The 20,289-nt window shown below is 41.8% G+C and carries 13 protein-coding genes; 11 read left to right on the top strand and 2 right to left on the bottom strand.

What is annotated here, in order from left to right; genetic code table 11:
- The first annotated feature begins 54 nt into the window (after window positions 1-54).
- Complete coding sequence (locus ACW689_RS09975; protein ID WP_476290859.1) at window positions 55-2,508, top strand: penicillin-binding protein 1A; 2,454 nt, start codon at window positions 55-57, stop codon at window positions 2,506-2,508.
- Window positions 2,509-2,752: 244 nt separating this feature from the next.
- Here ACW689_RS09975 and metL read toward each other — a convergent pair whose 3' ends face one another.
- Both metL and metB read right to left on the bottom strand, forming a co-directional pair.
- Window positions 2,753-5,101, bottom strand: coding sequence for a bifunctional aspartate kinase/homoserine dehydrogenase II (metL, locus tag ACW689_RS09970; RefSeq protein ID WP_476290857.1), 2,349 nt, complete (start codon window positions 5,099-5,101; stop codon window positions 2,753-2,755).
- A gap of 4 nt (window positions 5,102-5,105) precedes the next feature.
- Window positions 5,106-6,329, bottom strand: coding sequence for a cystathionine gamma-synthase (gene metB / locus ACW689_RS09965; protein ID WP_476290856.1), 1,224 nt, complete (start codon window positions 6,327-6,329; stop codon window positions 5,106-5,108).
- A 287-nt stretch (window positions 6,330-6,616) separates the two neighbouring features.
- On the opposite strand from metB, the gene metJ reads away from it, so the two are divergent.
- From metJ to ACW689_RS09915, 10 genes are all read left to right on the top strand, one after another.
- Window positions 6,617-6,937 carry a met regulon transcriptional regulator MetJ gene (metJ, locus tag ACW689_RS09960; RefSeq protein ID WP_476290854.1) on the top strand — a complete coding sequence of 107 codons (321 nt, stop codon included), beginning with the start codon at window positions 6,617-6,619 and terminating at the stop codon, window positions 6,935-6,937.
- A gap of 507 nt (window positions 6,938-7,444) precedes the next feature.
- Window positions 7,445-8,602: an ATP-grasp domain-containing protein gene (locus tag ACW689_RS09955; RefSeq protein WP_476290852.1), complete on the top strand. Its 1,158-nt coding sequence runs from the start codon at window positions 7,445-7,447 to the stop codon at window positions 8,600-8,602.
- A gap of 51 nt (window positions 8,603-8,653) precedes the next feature.
- The gene (locus ACW689_RS09950; protein ID WP_476290850.1) at window positions 8,654-9,880 is read left to right on the top strand and encodes an ATP-grasp domain-containing protein; all 1,227 of its coding nucleotides are present in this window, start codon (window positions 8,654-8,656) and stop codon (window positions 9,878-9,880) included.
- Window positions 9,873-11,075: an MFS transporter gene (locus tag ACW689_RS09945; protein WP_476290848.1), complete on the top strand. Its 1,203-nt coding sequence runs from the start codon at window positions 9,873-9,875 to the stop codon at window positions 11,073-11,075. The genes ACW689_RS09950 and ACW689_RS09945 overlap by 8 nt, the downstream gene beginning before the upstream one ends.
- A gap of 34 nt (window positions 11,076-11,109) precedes the next feature.
- Window positions 11,110-12,000, top strand: a complete 891-nt coding sequence (locus ACW689_RS09940; protein ID WP_476290846.1) for an efflux RND transporter periplasmic adaptor subunit — start codon at window positions 11,110-11,112, stop codon at window positions 11,998-12,000.
- Window positions 12,000-15,008, top strand: coding sequence for an efflux RND transporter permease subunit (locus tag ACW689_RS09935; RefSeq protein ID WP_476290844.1), 3,009 nt, complete (start codon window positions 12,000-12,002; stop codon window positions 15,006-15,008). The genes ACW689_RS09940 and ACW689_RS09935 overlap by 1 nt, the downstream gene beginning before the upstream one ends.
- A gap of 18 nt (window positions 15,009-15,026) precedes the next feature.
- Window positions 15,027-16,040, top strand: coding sequence for a TauD/TfdA family dioxygenase (locus ACW689_RS09930; RefSeq protein WP_476290842.1), 1,014 nt, complete (start codon window positions 15,027-15,029; stop codon window positions 16,038-16,040).
- 90 nt (window positions 16,041-16,130) lie between these two features.
- Window positions 16,131-17,759 (top strand): phenylalanine aminomutase (D-beta-phenylalanine forming), encoded by a 1,629-nt coding sequence (locus tag ACW689_RS09925; protein WP_476290840.1) that lies wholly within the window; start codon window positions 16,131-16,133, stop codon window positions 17,757-17,759.
- A 9-nt stretch (window positions 17,760-17,768) separates the two neighbouring features.
- The gene (gene hisC / locus ACW689_RS09920) at window positions 17,769-18,884 is read left to right on the top strand and encodes a histidinol-phosphate transaminase (RefSeq protein WP_476290838.1); all 1,116 of its coding nucleotides are present in this window, start codon (window positions 17,769-17,771) and stop codon (window positions 18,882-18,884) included.
- 4 nt (window positions 18,885-18,888) lie between these two features.
- Window positions 18,889-20,274, top strand: a complete 1,386-nt coding sequence (locus ACW689_RS09915; protein ID WP_476290836.1) for an FAD-binding oxidoreductase — start codon at window positions 18,889-18,891, stop codon at window positions 20,272-20,274.
- The last annotated feature ends 15 nt before the right edge of the window (window positions 20,275-20,289 follow it).

The following is a 20,289-nucleotide window of genomic DNA, read 5'->3' as shown; positions in this document are numbered from 1 at the left end:
AAGATATACTAGCAGTGTCTACCTATAATTGGGAGTCTAACTAGGGAACATTCCGTGACTTTATTGAGAAGAGCAATACAATTTTTTATCGTTATAAGCCTTTTAGCGCTGCTTACGTTAATCAGTCTTTATTATTATGTCAAATCGGATATACCCAGTGTGGAAGTTTTGCGTGACGTACAGCTGCAAACTCCCATGCAAGTGTTTACCCAAGACGGCAAGCTGATCAACCAATTTGGTGAAAAGCGCCGTATTCCGGTCAAAATTAACGATATTCCAACGCCTTTGGTGCAGGCTTTTCTTGCCACTGAAGACAACCGCTTTTATGAGCACTTTGGTGTTGATCCAATCGGGATAGTTCGTTCTGCACTTGTTCTGATCAGTACTGGCCAGAAAAAGCAAGGAGCGAGTACCATCACTATGCAACTTGCTCGTAACTTCTTTTTGACACGCGAAAAAGCCTATATTCGTAAGGTGAAAGAGATTTTTATCGCTTTGCACATCGAAAACCTGTTGAGCAAAGATGAAATCCTCGAGTTATACCTCAATAAAATAGAACTTGGAAACCGCGCATTTGGGATCGGCGCTGCAGCGCAAGTCTACTATGGAAAATCATTGAATGACTTGACGCTGGCACAAATGGCAATGATCGCAGGTTTGCCCAAAGCACCTTCAGCGTTAAACCCTATTCGTAACCCAAAAAGAGCAAAATTACGCCGTAATGTCGTATTGGGCCGTATGCTCAAAGAGCGCTATATCAGCAAGGTACAGTACGATGAAGCTCGATCACAACCTATCACGGCCAAGTTACACGGCGCAGAAATTGAGCTCTATGCACCATATATTTCTGAAATGGTGCGAAGCTATATGGTTGAAACATACGGTGAAGACAAGGCGTATAACAGCGGCTTTAAAGTTTTCACGAGTGTGGAATCACACATTCAACAAGCGGCACAGCAAGCGTTAGTCAATAATTTACACAACTATGATATGCGTCACGGTTATCGAGGCCCAGAAAAAATCTTATGGAACCCAAGTGAACAGTTCCCAATGAGCCATGAACAAATTATGCAAGCACTGGGCAAAACGAAAGAAATCGCGCCATTAAAAGCGGCTGTGGTCATTACGGTTGATGAGCAAAGTGCAACTGTCTTGCTAAAAAATGGTAACGAAGTCACTTTGCAATGGCCAGGATTAAAGTGGGCGCGCGCATACATCACAGACACCCGCCAAGCCACACCACCAAAAACGGCAACAGAGATCCTAACACCTGGTATGCAGATTTGGGTAAGACAAGTTGCACAACAATGGCACCTCAGTCAATATCCTCGCCCTTCCAGTGCCCTAGTATCGCTCGATCCACAAGATGGCCGGATCAAAGCCCTCGTTGGTGGTTATAGCTTTGCACAAAGTCAATACAATCGAGCAACTCAAGCCAAGCGCCAAGTAGGCTCAAATATAAAGCCCTTCATTTACTCCGCTGCATTTGAAAATGGTTATACACTCGCCACCATTATTAATGATGCGCCCATTAATCAATGGGACAAGAGCGTAGGGGTTGCTTGGCGTCCGAAAAACAGCCCGGAAGTATATAATGGCCCTATTCGTATCCGACGTGCACTTGCGCAGTCTAAAAACGTTGTATCTGTTAGGCTTCTAAAAGGAGTTGGCTTAAATAAAACCGCAGATCATTTACTGAAATTTGGTTTCGATGATAAAGACATAAACCGCAGTGAATCGCTTGCTTTAGGTAGTGCGGCAATTACACCTCTTGAAATGGCTCGCGGTATGAGTACTTTTGCCAATGGCGGACACCTGATAGAACCCTATTTTATTAGCGAGTTACAGGATGCTTTTGGCAACACCTTGGGCAAAGCTGAACCTTTGATAGCCTGTAATGAAGAGCAACTGGAGAATACCCTTGAACATTGCGCACCTCGTGTCGTATCCGAACAAAACGCGTTCTTGGTGGCCAGCGCCATGCACAGCGCTATCTGGGGTGGTGGTAGCTGGCGTCACAAAACAGGTTGGACAGGCACTGGCTGGCGAGCTCAGGCATTAAAGCGTAAAGATTTATATGGTAAAACAGGTACTACCAACGACTCGGTTGATACTTGGTTCAGTGGTTTCAATCGCAATGTGCTCACGACCGTTTGGGTTGGCTTTGACGATGCAGGTAAACCACTTGGCCGTGCTGCTTACAATACGAATCTGGGTAAAAATCAAATTGTAGGCGCTGAAGCCGGCGCAACCACCGCTCAACCTGCTTGGGTTGAATATATGCGCGCCGCATTAGCGGATCAGCCGCTTGCGCCTGTAGAACCACCTCCGGGTCTCATATCAGTTCGTATTGATTTAAAAACCGGATTACTCAGCTCTAAAAATGATCATACAAGTCGATTTGAATATTTTGAGTCGGGCACCGCACCAAACAAATACGCGCTTGATGAAGACAACAGCACCCCATTTGACGACCAACAACCAGTCACGCAAGAAGAGCTATTTTAAAGCATACAATAAAGGCACCATCTGGTGCCTTCAAATCAGCCTATATACTATTTAACCTCAGCTGCACATAAGCGAATTTGCCCAATAAAGCTATTTCGCTCACTCTCTGCGTTATTTCCACTTGTAATAGCCTGCTATTACTTCGCGAAAATGCCTTGATATTAAGCGAAATATCATCATTGGATGTCGAAATAGTTGCAATGTTTCTATTGCTAGCTATCAAAACTCTTATCCACAGCTGAGGTTATTTAAGTTTTTGTACTAACCAGTACAGATCAGAATGTATCCCTGCAGCCGTCACTTCTTTTCCTGCACCTGGGCCTTGCAGTACTAATGGGTTACTCTCATACCAGACACTTTTGATCACAAAAATATTATCGCCCGGCGTTAAATGAGCGATGGCAGATGCTTTATCAACCAAAGCGATACCAACTTTAGCCGTCACTTTGCCACCTTCGCTTATCGTCAACGCGCCCGTGTAACGTAGCACTTTATCCTGCAGTATGGCACTTTTATGTTGCTCTTGGTAAAAAGCATCGAGCAACTCCCGGCGCGCTAAAAACTCATTCCAACTGCCCTGTGCTAACTCCACAGGCATAAGCGGTTCTAATGCAATATCTTTTAGGTCTAAATTAAGGCCAATATCACGGGCTAAAATCAGCAATTTACGCTGCATATCTCGCCCAGATAAGTCCTCTCTTGGATCAGGTTCAGTGTAGCCTATCTCTTGCGCTGTCAATACCAGTTCGGAAAATGACTTACTGCCATCAAAGCTACTACACAACCAAGATAAAGTACCTGAGAACACCCCTTCAATGTGCGTTATCTTGTCGCCACTATATTGCAAGTCAGCCAATGCAAAATTAATTGGTAGACCCGCACCGACGCTGGTGTTGTAGCGCCAGTAAAGGTCACGTTCCTCGAGTTGCTCTCGCAATCCTTGATACCATTGACTATTTGCTGTACCGGCATATTTGTTGGCACTGATCAAATGACAATCTTGTTTTACAAACTCTGGATACAGCTCACTAAAAGGCTCGCTAGCAGTTATATCGACGATCACTTTGTGCTCGTAATCTAATTCGCCAATACGCTCAATCAGTTCCTCTTTACCATATTGGACTGCTTCGTTTTGCCATTGCTGCTGCCAATTGTCTAAAGCAATGCCACTTGCACAAAAAAGCATTTGCTTGGAACGCACCAATGCAACGACTTTAACATCAAATTGATCTTGCAAACGAGACACTTGCTGACTGCACTGTTCAACAAACACTTCACCCACGTTACCGAGTCCAGCAATGATCACGGCTAACTCACGACCTTTGTTGATAAGCTTATCGTGCAGTAATGCCAAAGTGTCGCTATCAATAGCTTGGTCCGTCAAAAACAAAGCATATTCTGAGGCAACGTGCTTAAAACGTACTACGACATCCTGTTCATTGAGAAGCTGTTGTGTTTGTAACTGTAAGTGCGCAATATCGGCGCTCGGGGCAACAATTGCACAACCTTGCAGCGCACTTTCGACAATATTTGCTCTGCCTGTTAAGGTCTGTAATACCGCATGTGTATGTGCGGCCGGTACCAGTAAAAACGCATCTCCACTCGCTTCAAAATGATGAATGCTGTGTTGAATAAGCTGGCTTAACTCTCCAACTTCACCTTGCGCCAGTCCATCTACTCGAATTAAATCAAGCTCATTAAAAGTGGTAATAAATCGTTTTGCTTTACTATAACCTTCTTTGACAATTTCCGTTGGCGTAGCTTCAGCATCAAAGCTGCTGCGCACTTGTAATTTAATTGCGGTACTTTTAAGTGGTGATAAGGTCTTTGCATGTAGTACAGGATTACCCAATCGGGCTAACAAGTTAGCTTGTGAGCGGCACACTTTATTGTACTTAATAGCGCTAGCAACTTTACGGGGATCAGTACTAAACACCCCCTGCGTATCAGTCCAAATCGACACGGCGTCCGCATCAATATAATTTGCCAACAACGTGGCACTATAATCGCTACCATTACGACCGAGCGTGACGGTTTTACCATCAGCGTCTGAGGCGATAAATCCAGTAACAACATGAATAACGTCATCATTTAAACATTCATTACAGGCTTGCTTATTTTGCTGATGTAGCAATTGACCATGGTGTAATCGAAACAAACTACGTGCGTCTATATCTTTGGCTACACTACCCAGTTGTGACAAATAACTGGCTAAGATCCGCGCCGACCATAGCTCGCCATGTGCCAGTAAACTTGCTTCATGCAATGTACCTTGCTTACCCGCTTCGGTGATAACTTGCAGCTCTTCTAGCAAACATGCGAGCAGGTCACGTTGCTCATCACCTTTCAATAAAGCGCGGATCAACTCAGTTTGATGATTCTCAAGTTGCAGCAATATATCACTAAAGCCTTGGCTATCTTTTTGTTGATAGCACTCCCAAAGTTTCACGAGCGTATTAGTAGTTTTACCCGCAGCGGATACAACAACACAATCACCTTCTTTGCATTGACTTAACACGATTTGCGCAACAGCTTGATAACGCGCCGAAGAACTCAGACTAGAGCCGCCAAATTTATGTACTACTTTTGCCATTTGATTACCATAAAGCCGTATGAGCCGGCGTTAACTTGAACGATTTGCCTTCATCCGAGGCATTTACAGCGCCTGGCTGCGTTTTATTAAATGCCTGGTCGAGATCGTCGATTAGATCTTCGACCTGCTCTATTCCGACAGAAATGCGGATTAACGTATCACCAACCCCAGCTTCTAAACGAGCTTGGGGCTCCATGCCTGCATGTGTCATCGTAGCTGGATGACAAATTAAACTTTCAACGCCACCTAGAGACTCAGCAAGAGAAAACTGTTTAAGGCTTGTCAAAAATGCCGCAGATTCTTTCAAACCACCTTTGATATCAAAACTAACCATTCCACCAAAGCCGCTCTGTTGCTGCTTTGCTAGCTCATGCTGTGGGTGCGACTCAAGTCCAGGATAGTACACTTGGCTGACATAGGGCGATTGTTCTAAGTATTGTGCGATCTTGAGCGCATTTTTTTGATGTTGCTTTAATCGAACATTGAGTGTACGTAGCCCTCGCAAAGTTAAATAGCTATCAAATGGTGCACCAGTAATACCGATGTTGTTTGCCCACCACGCAAGCTCTTCACCAAGCTGTGCCGTTTTGGCGATAACAGCACCACCAACGACATCTGAGTGACCATTGATATATTTCGTTGTTGAGTGAACAACGATATCCACCCCCTGCTTAATTGGATTCTGCAACGCCGGTGACAAGAACGTATTATCTGCTGCCACCAAAGCCCCGGCTTCTTTCGCAACTTTACTCACTGCAGCAATATCCGTCAGACGTAAAATTGGATTACTCGGTGTTTCAATCCATACTAGTTTAGGTTTGATAGCAAGGATCTGCTCATAGCTACTAGACTGAGTCAGATCTAACACTTTTACTTTTAGTAAGCCTCTTTTTTCTAATGAGGTAAACAAGCGATAACTGCCACCGTAGCAATCATGGGGGATAACAATAGTCTCGTCGTGATTAAGAAGCTGTGTCACTAAATGCACTGCCGACATGCCCGTCGCTGTAATAATGCCTCGCTCACCGCCCTCTAACTGCGCTAATGTTTGCGCCAAAATATCACGATTTGGATTACCACTACGGCCATAGTCATAATCACGCTTCGTATCAAAATCAGCAAACGAATATGTGGTTGATAAATATAAAGGGGGCACGACAGCACCATGATGTTTGTCAGCTTCGATGCCATGACGCACAGCGATGGTTGCTTTATTACTTTGACTCATATCATCACCTAGATAGTTGGATGTTTAGACGTCTAAAAGGTTAGACGATCAAAATACAGAAGTCAAAACATTTATACTGCTAAATGGCTATTTAACTAGTATTTGACTATCTTTTTTAAACCGATAAAATTTCGCCACTTAACTAAATCGTATTGCTAATAAGACTACATTTTTGAATAATCTACCATGAATATTCTGTGTCAATCTCAAGCATAGACAAGCACTTGGTCGATGCCTTACGAATTTAGTCTTATTGGCATTTAAAACTCTGAGGCAACAATAACATTATGGCTAAATGGAACGGTGAGTATATTCACCCATATGCGGAGCACGGTAAAAAATCTGAACAAGTAAAAAAAATTACTGTCTCTATCCCGTTAAATGTACTGAAAGTGTTAACTGATGAGCGCACCCGTCGACAAGTGAACAACCTTCGTCATGCAACAAACAGCGAGCTATTATGTGAAGCCTTTTTGCATGCCTTTACAGGCCAACCACTGCCAAGTGATGAAGACTTAAGAAAGGATAACCCAGAGAAAGTACCTGAAGAAGTACGTAAGATAATGGAAGAAATGGGATTAGAAGTACCGGTTATAAACGAAGAGTAGCCTGACTTACTGGCTCGAGTACTCACTCGAGCCAAACTCAAGCTAGTCACGAACTATCATATGCTTATTTTGCATATTTATGATGCAAACACTTCAAAATACAACGCATAAACATATGCTAGCAGGCACTTTCAAGCGCAAGTCACTCCATATTCAGACTCAATACTCATACTAGGTCTTGAAGTGCACTTTTAGAGCAACTCAGTAACATATAATTTAACACTTGCAATAGTCCCCCTATCATCTGTAGCATTCATGTGTCAGAAAAAGATACCTTAATAGTACATGCCGTTCTAACCACCTCTAACTAAAACAACAACTTAATATTACTGACATCAAAAAGTCACTTTAATATATGCAAAGTGATACGTAGGAAATAAATGTTATTTTGTACCAAAAAAACAAAAACAGAAACTTTACTTAAAGAAACAAATATGCATAATGCGTACACATTATAAAAACATTAATGCAATGTTTGGGACGCAAGTTATTTAAGGAAAAATTTACGTGCAAGTTTTAATTGTTGAGCCACTGAGCGAACACGCTATTAAACGGTTTAGCGCAGCTGTCAAAGCTCTTAATTGTGAAAAATCTGTCTTATTACTCACTCCACAAAGCACTTTGATAAAATTTGCATACTTGTTTGATGAGTGCTTATTGTTGGACTCTAATATTGATGAAACTCTAGAAAAGTTAGCTGGATATCATTTCAATGCGGTTATTCCTGGTGGTGAACTGTCGGTGTATGAGGCTGACTATATAGCAAGTAAATTAAAGTTACCGCACAACCCACTTGATAGCTCAATATGCTTTCGTAACAAAGCAAAGATGAGAAAGCTGCTTGCACAAAACAATATTTCCCAACCCGCTCTTTATGGTGAATTTAGTCATCCAAGTGAATTAGATAGTAAAAATTTTACCTTTCCTGTTGTTGTTAAACCTGTTGATGATTGTGGCAGTATTAATGTTTCACTTTGTGATAATCTAGAACAATTGAAACGCCAAACACACACGATAACACAACGCAAAGAAAGCGATTTAAAGGGCATTTCGTTGGCAGGTAAAGCAATAGTGGAACAAGCTATTCTAGGTGACGAGTACAGTGCTGAAGTTGCGATAAAAAACAATCAAATAAAGCACCTTTCCATAACTAAAAAACACCTCTCCCCTTTGCCACACTTCGATGAATTAGGTCACGATGTTGGCATAACTAACCCAGAGTTAACCGATAAATGCACAAGCTTAATTCACCAAATAAAGTCAGCCTATCAATTTAATAATGGCGTACTTCATGTAGAGTTTAAGTACGTTGAAGGTGAGCTTTATGTCATTGAGTGTGCAGCTAGAGTGGCAGGTGGCCGCATTGCCGACCTTGTGGAGTATCAATATGGTATTAGTTTAGAAGCGGCTTTAATTGATTCAAGAGCCAATATCAGCACTTCATTTTCACTCAAAGCACAATCTCAGCCAGACATGATCAGTATCCGGTTTATCTATTCAGATTCAGATCTAAAACATCTCACTAGCCTAAAAGATATTGACATTCAGCAAGTTGAATATCGATTTAAAGCCCCCGCTGAAGGTAAGCCGAAAAATGCACATTATAACCGAAACGGTTTTGTCATTTTTAGAAAAGCAAGTGATGAGTTAACTGTGCATTCGTAAATACATAGAACTTGGTAATGTCGTTGAGCAACTAGGAAGTTGAATTAAAAAATGACTAAAAAACACGCATTAATTATTGGCGGTATTAGAAGCTGCCATACCTATCTGTACGACTGTGATTATAGAGTCACTTGGATCAACAAAAAATCACTTTCAGTGGCAAGTGATATCACAGCTAAAAGCCAAAGGCTCATCTTGCTCAGTGATGCAGATGAACATAACAATATCGTATCTATCGCTTATGCAATACACGAAAAAGACCCTATAGACGCTGTTTTTTGCTTTCATGATGCACTACAGCTTGCAGCCATTCACTTATGTCAAAAGCTCCACTTAGATTTTGTTGTGAATGAACGCTTACTTAGCTTGACCAGAAATAAATTTAAAATGCGCGAGGCGCTGCAACAACACGACGAATTTAAAGTAACAGCCCAAGTCGTTGAACGAAAAAGTGCCTTACAGCAGTTCTTGGCTTCACACCCAGCCGGCGATTGGATAGTAAAACCAGTTGATGGCGCGGGCAGCTTAGCAATAAAAAAAGTGAACACTCAAGATGACTTGTCCAACGTTGAGGACTTCATCTTTCCATCTATTGTTGAGTCTTATCTTGACGGCCCCGAGTATAGCGTTGAAACCTTTAGCATTGATGGTAAACATTATTTTTTGGGCGCGACAGCAAAAACCATAGAGCCTAACAGCCATATTGAACTGGCACATTCATTTCCGGCGAAGCTTTCTCTACAAGAAAAAAGCGATATACAAGCGTATATTTTTAGGTTTCTTAACCTCATTGGGCTTGAAAATGGTCCAGCACATACTGAAATTAAACTTTCTCAATTTGGCCCCAAAATAATAGAGACGCACACCCGCTTGGGCGGCGATCAAATTCCAGATATGGTTAAAGCGTCAACAGGCATTGACCTATACAAACTAACAACGATGCAACAAGCCGGTGTTTGCTCAGCGCAATTGGAGGCTGAGTTGGCCGACATTCAATATCATCATTACTGCACTATTCAATACTTAATTCCACAATGTTTTGATACCCAGATTAGCGCGATTAACTTAAGTGAAAGCGTAAAAAACAATCCATTTAAAGCTGAGATCCAAATAAACAAAAAAGTGGGGGATCATATAAAAGCTTTCACCAACAGTGCAGATAGATTGGGTTATGTTTACATGGTCAGCTCGAACAGGGAGCAACTGGCGCATCAGTTTGAACAGGTTTTAAGCCAGATAGAAATACAATATAGCGATAAGGGCAATACGCGTGACTAAACACCTTATAGCTGGAGAGTTTTTTATTAATGTAGTGCGTGCAGCATTGTTAATTTGTGTCGCCAAATATACTTTTGAAGTCACAGGTCAAATTTGGTCCTTCGGATTAACCTTTATCGTCAGTGCATTTTCATCGTTTATTATCCCATTTTATATCGGTGACAGAATCGACCGTTTTGGGGCTGAAAGGGTATTAAAGACTTGTATGCTCTTAGTCGTATCGCTATTTGCTGTGAGTCTTATTTGTTCTTGGTTTTTGAGCGTCAACTTGTATTTAGTATTAAGCGCTTCTATCGCTTTTAATTTACTCAACCCCATACTCAAGATGACCGTATTTGTACTCATTCCTCAGCTCTCACAAAACCGTAACTTGACCAAAGAAAATGGCAAAGTTCAAATTGCATTTCATTGCGGTCAGCTAAGTGGATTAGCTGTTGCAGCTGCAATTATGGAGCTAGCTGGGCTGTTTGAAGTGTATCTCGCTTTAACTTTATTCTCGTTGCTGTCCTTGTTTTTTTACGCTCGCATTGTGACTGTTGGGAACACACAGACGGTAGGTGCGAAGAAAGAGCAAGATACAATCTCTAATCATGCATTTTACAAATCAATAATCAGTGCCCATGGCTTCTTATTTTTAATTTCACTCAGTACTTTTGACTATACAGCGGTTGCACTTTTTAACTTGTCACTGCCACCTATCGTGGATATTTTTCACAATGGACTTGCGCGTTATTTGAGTATTTATGATGCCGCATATGCTGTTGGTGCAGTCATTATTTCTGTGTACCTCAAACAGTATGTCACACGAGATGTACTCAGTGAATGGCTAATTCTCTTATCGCCTTTGAGCACCTTAATGATGTTTGGCTTATTCAATTTTGAAATGCCAAGTGTGCTTAGAGTAATCACAATTGTATGCTTTGGTTGCTGTGTTACCCTCTCAACTATCTTCTTCAATTCATATATACAAAAGAATTACGCAGTCCATGTCGCCGGTAAAGTCATCGCATTTAAAGGTGTAGCGACTTCTATAGTCACTTCCATTGCCATCCTTGCTGGGGCAAGTGCGTTTGATATGTCTTTCTCTCACTTGATCTTTTTCGCTGCACTAATGAGTGGATTAGCTATTTTGTTAGCCATGATATTCATTGTAAAAATCAGCCCTAGTAAGCAGAGTTTGTCTATCAATGTGTAACTTTAAATTGAGTCGCAAAGCACGCACATTTCTTATGAGGTACCTACATTCCTATGCGGTTATCTTATTGATGCTACTGCCTCTTAGAGTTCATGCTGAGCAAATCCCCGCAGAGCATGTCCATGCCGAACAAGCTCAAACCATACAACTTCGATTAACTGAAGTGTTTAAACCAGTGACTTTTGTTGGCACCGTAGAGTATGTGGATTATCAAAAAATCTATTGCCACTTCAACTGTCTGATCAAAACGCTGGCCGTCAAACCAGGTCAAACTGTGAAACAAGGGCAACGGTTAGCGACGGTTGTGTCTACCGAAGAAGTTGGCTTTCAGCCTTTTGATATTCTTGCAAATAATGATGAGCTCACCGTATCCGGTGTTGCATTCAAAGCGGGTGATAAGGTCAAAAAGAACGAGAATATCGCCATTCTAGTCAATAAACGTCAGTTCATGGTTAAGTTTTATTTGAGCCAGAAGGATTTATTAAGAATTGGCAATCTCGATACACTTCATATTATGCCGGACCTTATTGGTAATAGTGAAGAAGTCTCTACCAATGAGGTTTTTATCCATGACTCAAACCAAGAAAATTGGGGGCAATTTTTGGTAGAGGCACACTTTCATTGCGATAGGCAGTGCCAAAGTACGATCCGCGCAGGCATGATCACTCAGGTTTTATTTAAAGAAGACAAAGAGAAAATACTTTTAGTTGATGCTAAAGCGATATCTAGCAACGCAAATGCCGTATACACCATCACAAAAAAGGGGACGCTGAGCAAGCAAACAATAAAAACTGGTCGTAAGTTTGGCAATAAGCTAGAAGTACTCGAAGGTTTAAAAGTCGACGATACCGTTATTCACAACTTCTTTGAAGCAAGCCGACTGCAACTCAGTGACGCTAAAGAGGCTAAGGTGCAATCGTACTGATGGAAAAGATCCTGAGTAGACATCAAGCAATTATCATGAGCAGTATTTTCGCTGCCGTGATGGGCTTACTATTGCTTGAGCATCTGCCAATTTCTTTGTACCCCAATGTGCAAAAAACCGCAGTTCGTGCCAAAGTATTCTTTAAGCATGACGTCGAAGCCTTCATGGATGTCTGGGGGAAAAAAATAGAAACGAGCCTCAAAGTTGTTGAAAATGCAAAAGAGATAGAAGTTATCTATAGCAGTGGTCAAGCGAGTTTCGATATTGAATTTGAGTGGAACACTGACAATACGCAAGCACTAAGAGATGTCACTTCTGTCATTTCATATTATGCGGGGCAACTAGATAAAGACTTGCCACCACCTTCTGTTGATATTTACAACCCGGGCTCTGAAAGCTACGTCGCTGTTCAAGCCACCGAAGTCCCTGTTGAGACGCTCAGTCGTCATTTAGAGAATAACCTCATTCCTAAGCTGGCACAAATGGATGGTGTTTCAAATAGTTACCTAACTCGAATTGGTCAGCGTAGTGTCACAATTTCTGTAGACCCTTATGCGTTAATTCAACATGATTTAGATATTACTGATATCGAAACTGCCATTAAAAATAGTGAATTTAATAAGTTTGTAGGTAAGTACCGAGTTGATAGGCGAGGCAAGTCCATCGTACAAATGAATCAAAAATTCACGTCCATAGCGCAATTGTCGCACTTAGTGGTGGGTTCAAAACAGCATGTGCCTATCTATTTAAAGGATGTTGCAAAAGTTCAGCATGAAGTTGATGACCTTACTCGTGTACTCAAACTCAATGATGATGACACTATCGCTGTCGCCATTGCCCCTTTTCCTAAAGCAAACCTATACAAAGTATCTAATGCGTTTGTAAGCAAAGTGCGTCAAGCAACGGCAGGAATGGGAAAAGTCATTATTCTCAATCACCCCTCTATCTTTATTTGGGAGGCGATAGAAACCGTCTTATATGCCCTACTCATCGGAATGCTGGTTTCTTCCTTACTCGTTTTAGTGTTTTTTTCTTCCTTAAAGAAAACCTTCATTACTTGCTTGATCATGCCTTTTTCATTAGCTATCAGCATAGTTTTAATGAAAGTTTTTGATGTTGGAGTCAATTTACTTTCTCTTGGCGCGATGAGTATTTCAATTGGTATGGCCATTGATGCAGGGATTGTTGTCATAGATAGCATTAGCCGAAAAATGGCCGAGCAATCAGCCTGTCACTCTGATAAATTTTCTATAATCGTCAGTGCACTTGAGCAAGTAAAAGGCTCTATTATCTTTGCTGCATTAACAACCGTTTTAGTGTTTGCTCCCCTACTTTTCACAGCCCCATTAGTGTCACTGAGCTTAAGGGATTTATCCATAGTCGTCATCTCAATCATCAGTGCTTCAACGTTCATCAGTTTAGTGTTGTTGCCTTCACTTTATATCGTGCTATTTGGCAACAAACGTAGGCACATAGCGCAACAAGCATCAGCCCCCAAAGTGGGACTCTTAGTTAAATTATACAGCTATTTTATCATTTTCTTTTTGAACAGAAGAAGCGTCGGTCGCACCGCCTTAGCTGCGCTTTTTGTGCTGTCTTTGTTTCCAATCACATTAGTTACAGAATTAAAAAAAGAAATCATTGCAATGCCCAAAGCGACCATAGTCGATGTGAGTGTTGAGTTCAAACGAGACAGTGTAAGTATTTTGGCAAAAGAGCAAATGCTTAAGTCAATACGCGAGCAAATGGCGCTGAATGTTTCTGACTACGTAAAGTTTTACTACACAGATATACGCGCTAATGTCGCCTATATTTCGGCACATTTAACACATTTTGAGCATAGTGACTATGTACTAGAAACCCTACGTAGCACTATCCATAGCAATGATGACTACAGCATTAGTATAGAGCCGTGGGTCACATCCAAGTTTCCGGTACCTGAATACCCTGATTATCGCCTAATCATAAACGGTGACTCTAAGCAGGCTCGTCGCGAGAATATGCGTACCTTAGTGCGCCGACTACGCGATGAAGGGTTTGCAAAAAGAGTGATAGAGCGCCCTAAACTGATCCAAGCTGAGCAACTACTTATTGAGTATGATGAGCAATGGGCCGCTAAAGTCTTCTCTGGTGCTGACTTAATCGAAATTAGAAAAGATATTCTAACTTATCTCGATCTTCTTTTTGAAAAGAAATTTAAAGCTTATATAGAGCTTAATAATTTAGAAACGCCGATTTTCCTTGAGTTAAAGCACAATGAACAAACTCAGCTAGACGACATTCTCAACGTTCCTTTGGAGCTTGAAGGGCGAATTATCTATTTGAGAAACTTCATCACAGTGACAAAAGACTTAGGTTGGCGCTACTACTACAGCAAAAATAACCAAGAAATATTTTTGCTCGACGTATGGCTTAACAAAGGGGTTAATGCCAAAGATTTACTTCAGTTAGCACACAACCCAAGGTCGTCAAAGCAAACGCTATTTTCAATTTTAGATGATAACCGCGAGGTGGAAGAGTCAGTATCAAGCTTAATTTTTGCTTTGACTACTTCAGTTATCCTGATTTTCATATTACTACTGTTTAAATATCGTTCCATTGCGCAAACTTTGGTTGTGTGCTCTGCAATTCCTATCGGCATTTCTGGTGCCGTACTGTCTTTATATCTTTTCGACAGCAATATTTCGATGAACTCAATGATTGCTATCATCATGCTTTGCGGGATCTGTGTTAACAGTTCAATTATTTTTATCGACTTTTATAACTATGCCTCAAAAACCCAAGATACAGATACAGCGATAGTGCAAGCAGCACAATCAAGAGTTAACCCTATTTTAGTGACCAGTTTAACAACCCTGCTTGGCATGCTGCCATTGGCCATTGGCGCAGGCAGTGGTGGCGACATTTTAAAACCGCTTGGCATTGCGATGAGCGGCGGAATGATTTTCTCAACATTAATAATATTATTTATCTTGCCCATTATGGCAAAGGAAATACTGTCAAACTAGCTTAAGGAAAGTGTAAAAATGAGTAACGAAAGCATTAATGAATTGGGGCTACATCGCTTTGAACTAGACCCCAAAACAGTGAAAGATGTTGCTTCACTACAACAGTGCCTACTCGACAACAGCGAAAGCATCAATGATATTCTTAATCAGCATGGTGCCATCTTGATTGACTCTGGCAATATCATCAATAATGCAAAAGACTTTGAAGAAACAATTAAAACATTCAATCCAAAGTTACGAGACTATATAGGTGGAACTTCGCCAAGAGAAGCTGTCAAAGGCAAAGTTTTTGAAGCTACAAAGTTAGCTAAAAACTGGTCTATACCTCTTCATCAGGAAATGGCTTATACCCTAGATCCGCCCGATAGAATTTCGTTTTTTTGCGAGCAACCAGCATTAAAAGGATCTGGATTTTCCACCATAGGAGACATGCGCAAAGTCAAATCGATGATAAGCCCTTCTACACTTGAAAAATTCGCTCGTCACGGCGTACAGCTAAGACGTACATTGCCATCAGAAGCAACTCAACACAAAAAGCCTGGGGTTAAGAAGCTTTGGTCAGAGGTATTCGGCACCCATGATAAAAATGAAGTTGATAGGCTTGTTAAGGAAAAAGGTTGGTCTGCGCAGTGGATAGAATCAGACACATTACAACTTTGGCAAGAAATTTTACCCGCCTGTCGAACTCACCCAGCCAGCGGTGAGGAGATCTGGTTTAATCAAGCTCACTTTTTTTCATCAATCTGCATGATGGAGTGGGCAAAAGAAGATGGCCGTATCGATGATTATAACGAGTTAAAAGCAGCTAGAGAAAATCACCCCGAAATGCTAGATCAAGCTTTTTACGGCAACGGCGAGCAAATAGAAGATGAAGTCTCGTTAGAGATTTACTCGGTACTCAAGCAAATTGAGATCAATGTTGAACTTAATCAATCTGAAATCTTGATTTTGGACAATATGATTTATGCCCATGGTCGTACTTCATTTGAGGGAGATCGCAGAATCTTGGTATCACTACTAGCGAACAGCTAAAACTTAAAAAATCTTTTAAATCAAATTATTAATAACGTTTTTGTTTAAGCGTCGGACACGCACACCCAAAATTTATAATAAGGAAAAATTATGTACAAAAATTTTAACCTCAACGACGGAAGTTCAGGACTAACAGATGGCCTAAATGCGGCACATCCAATGAACGAATACTTCAATATCAAGCCAAATACACAAGTTACGTTAGAAGAGCTTGCTCGTGCTGCAATTTTGCATTTGCCGGTGACTTTGGATGAGCAAGTTGTTGCTCGCGTAAAGCGATCACGCCAAATACTCGAAGGCATGGTCAAAGAAGACCGTGTTATCTACGGTGTTAACACAAGTATGGGCGGCTTTGTAAATTACATGGTGCCTATCGACAAAGCAAATGAGCTACAAAATAACCTAATCAATGCTGTTGCTACCAATGTGGGTAGCTATTTTGACGATACAACGGTCAGAGCCACGATGCTATCGCGTATTGTCTCTCTATCACGCGGTAATTCAGCAATTTCTATCGAGAACTTCAATACACTAATCGATCTATATAACAAAGGCGTTGTCCCATGCGTACCTGAAAAGGGCTCCTTAGGCACAAGTGGCGACCTTGGTCCACTTGCAGCCATTGCCTTAGTGTGCACAGGCCAATGGAAAGCACGCTTTGAAGGTGTAGAAATGACAGGTGCGCAGGCACTTGAAAAAGCCGGTATCAAGCCTATGAAGCTGAGTTTCAAAGAAGGCCTTGCCATGATCAACGGTACTTCGAACATGGTCGGTCTTGGTACCTTGCTGTACGATGAGGCAACACATCTACTCGATACGTATCTGACCATTACATCACTATCGCTTGAAGGCTTACATGGCAAAACTAAGCCATTTGACCCGAGAGTTCACAAAATGAAACCTCACTTAGGGCAATTAGAAGTTGCGCAAACTATCTGGGATCAGCTGGCTGACTCGACAATGGCTGTCAATGAGCAAGAAGTTGAAGAGATGATCTCCCAAGAGATGGACGGCTCAGTTAAATCAAGTACTCATCAGATTGAAGATGCCTACTCTATTCGTTGTACACCTCAAATTTTAGGTCCTGTTATTGATAACCTAAAACAGATTAAAGAAACTTTGAAGAACGAACTTAACTCTTCAAATGACAACCCGCTTATTGAACCCGATGCTGAAGAAGTGTTCCACAATGGTCATTTCCATGGGCAATACATCGCAATGGCAATGGATCACCTGAACATCTCCCTTGTCACCACAATGAACTTATCAAACAGACGCATCGACCGTTATATGGATAAATCCAATAGCAATGGCTTACCTGCGTTTCTATGTGCTGATAACCCTGGTTTACGATTAGGCCTAATGGGTGGTCAATTCATGACCGCTTCGATTACAGCGGAATCTCGTGCTTCATGTATGCCCATGTCTATCCAATCGTTAACCAGTACCGGCGATTTCCAAGACATCGTGTCATTTGGCTTAGTTGCAGCAAGACGCGCTCGCGAAGCAATGAAAAACCTAAAGTATGTTATGGCATTTGAGCTGCTTTGTGCATGCCAAGCTGTCGATATTAGGGGTAAAGGTAAATTGAGTACCGCGACTCAGGTACTGTATGACAAAACACGCCAATATGTGCCGTACTCTGATAGCGATAAAACAATCACTGATTACATTGAGGCCATCGTCGCAAATGTGCTTACCAAGAATGCAAATATTTAAGAGCCTGCAATGAAACAACTTAATTTAAATACTTCACCTGGCGCGACAAAGGCGCCAAAATACTTATCAGACTTGCCTACGAGCGAGTCTGACAGTGAGCTCATTGACTTATCAGCCAACGAAAGTGCGTTAGGCCCGTCACCAAAAGCGCTGCAAGCTTATCAAGATGCAAGCCAAGCTATCTGGCGCTACCCTGATGGTACGGGAGCGGCTTTGAAAACGAAGATAGCGAATAAATACTCGCTTGATCCAGAGCGTATCGTATTAGGGTGCGGTTCCGACGAACTGATCACCCTATTGACCCGTATTTTCGCCACGCCCAAGCAAGAAGTGCTACATGTAGAGTATGGGTTTATTATGTACGCGATTAATGCTATTCGCATTGGCGCCACACCCGTGGCGGCCAAGTCCGTTAATTACACAGTGCAAGTCGATGACATCCTTAATGCCATCACAGACAATACGGCTATTATTTTTGTCGCGAATCCAAACAACCCAACGGGTACTACTTTATCCCGAGAGCAAATTATCCATTTAGCACAACAAGTGCCTGAACACATACCACTCGTGCTTGATTCAGCCTACGCCGAATACATGGACGATAGCATGTATACAGACGGTCTAGACTTAGTTGATGCGCACCCCAATATTATTGTTCTGAGGACGTTCTCTAAAATTTTTGGATTAGCGGGTTTACGAATAGGTTGGTCATATTCAAGCTCACAAATCAGTGATTTGTTAGAACGTGCCAGAGGTCCCTATAATATTTCTCTTCCCGCTTTGAAAGCTGCCTGTGTAGCCATTGATGATGATGAGCACCTTCACACAATTCGTGAACACAACCGCCATTGGCTAAAAGTGTTAGTCCCGTTTATCCGCCAACAAGGGTTTCAAGTTGGCGAAGTTGCGGGCAATTTTATTTTAATCAGCTTCAAAGATGAACATGAGGCCAAACGTGTTTTTCAGTTCTTACTCGACAATAAAGTGCTATTACGTCCATTAAATGGTTATGGGCTCTCCCATTGCCTGAGGCTCACCATAGGTGTAGCTGAGCAAAATGAGCAATTTATGACTGTACTTTCAAAATATCAGCATACGTCAGCCTCAAACATTGAGAAAAGTTAGAACGATGAATAAAGATAATTTTTTAACCTTACTTAGCTTGCTTGAGTCTGATTTTGGCTCTCGTGTAAGTAAAAATGAATCAGTGAGAGAGCAGCATTGCCAATCATTAACTTGGTTGAATAAACAACTACCAGATGCGGTCATATTTGCCGAAAGTACTGAAGAGGTGAGCAAAATTGTTAAATTATGCCACCAGTATCAGGTGCCCATAATTCCATTTGGTGCAGGTAGTTCACTGGAGGGGCAACTCAATGCGCCTTTGGGCGGCATCTCTATTGATGTTTCACAACTGAATTCCGTTAGGGAAATTCATCACGAAGACATGCAAGTGGTAGTCCAGCCAGGTGTAACACGGGAGCAACTTAATGTCGACTTACGCCATACTGGCTTGTTTTTCCCCATTGACCCGGGGGCAAACGCCTCTTTAGGTGGTATGGCATCAACAAGAGCATCCGGTACCAACGCGGTCAAATACGGCACTATGAAAGAAAATGTGATAGCACTTGAAGTAGTTATGAGTGATGGTTCAATCATCAGAACGGGTAACCGAGCTAAAAAGTCATCTTCAGGCTATGACTTAACTAACCTATTTGTCGGCGCAGAAGGGACTTTGGGCATCATCACGGAGTTAACTTTAAAGCTCTACCCTATTGCAGAGCACACAGTCAGTGGCGTTTGTTCTTTTTCAAGCCTTGAGGAAGCGAGTCAAACCGTTATCATGGCAAATCACTTGCAAATTGACTGTGCTCGAATCGAGTTACTTGATGTGAACTCAGTGAAGGCTTGTAATGCATACTCCAATCTTACATTACCAGAACAAATTCACTTATTCTTAGAGTTCCATGGCTCGGAGGCTCACGTCCAAAATCAAGTCGCCCAATTTAGTGAATTATACCAAGAGCAAACAGGGCAAGCATTTCAGTGGTCTTCAGACCCGGACAAGCGCAAAGAGCTCTGGCGGGCAAGACATGACGCTTGGTGGGCAATTCACGCACTTTACCCAGGCAAAGTAGGGATCCCAACAGACGTATGTGTACCTATTTCTCGCTTAACCGACGCCATTGAATATGCACAACAGCTCGTAGAGTCATATCAGCTCAATGCGCCCACAATTGGGCATGTTGGCGATGGCAACTTTCATTTGTTGATCATGATTGAGCAAGACAATCAAGCAGATCACGAGAAAGTAAAAGCTGTGGTTAGCAAACTCAATGAATACGCAATTGAAATGCAAGGTACTTGTACTGGGGAACATGGCATTGGCCAAGGCAAAATAGACTATATGCATCAAGAGCATGGCCAAAGCTTGGCTTTAATGCGTTTAATAAAACAAAGCTTAGATCCACTGAACATAATGAACCCTGGCAAACTCATTCCCAATAAAGCTTAGAGCGCGAAAAGGAAA

The organism is Pseudoalteromonas sp. ABE4_541 (assembly GCF_056312285.1).
Note: the sequence above shows the minus strand (reverse complement) of the source record. Positions and strands in the feature narration are given on the sequence as shown.

Excerpts from the sequence above, each read along its gene's own strand:
- metJ (WP_476290854.1), top strand. The coding sequence starts at position 6,617 with ATGGCTAAATGGAACGGTGAGTATATTCACCCATATGCGGAGCACGGT.
- ACW689_RS09930 (WP_476290842.1), top strand. The coding sequence starts at position 15,027 with ATGAGTAACGAAAGCATTAATGAATTGGGGCTACATCGCTTTGAACTA.
- metL (WP_476290857.1), bottom strand. The coding sequence starts at position 5,101 with ATGGCAAAAGTAGTACATAAATTTGGCGGCTCTAGTCTGAGTTCTTCG.
- ACW689_RS09940 (WP_476290846.1), top strand. The coding sequence starts at position 11,110 with ATGAGGTACCTACATTCCTATGCGGTTATCTTATTGATGCTACTGCCT.
- ACW689_RS09950 (WP_476290850.1), top strand. The coding sequence starts at position 8,654 with ATGACTAAAAAACACGCATTAATTATTGGCGGTATTAGAAGCTGCCAT.
- ACW689_RS09915 (WP_476290836.1), top strand. The coding sequence starts at position 18,889 with ATGAATAAAGATAATTTTTTAACCTTACTTAGCTTGCTTGAGTCTGAT.
- hisC (WP_476290838.1), top strand. The coding sequence starts at position 17,769 with ATGAAACAACTTAATTTAAATACTTCACCTGGCGCGACAAAGGCGCCA.
- ACW689_RS09925 (WP_476290840.1), top strand. The coding sequence starts at position 16,131 with ATGTACAAAAATTTTAACCTCAACGACGGAAGTTCAGGACTAACAGAT.
- metB (WP_476290856.1), bottom strand. The coding sequence starts at position 6,329 with ATGAGTCAAAGTAATAAAGCAACCATCGCTGTGCGTCATGGCATCGAA.
- ACW689_RS09935 (WP_476290844.1), top strand. The coding sequence starts at position 12,000 with ATGGAAAAGATCCTGAGTAGACATCAAGCAATTATCATGAGCAGTATT.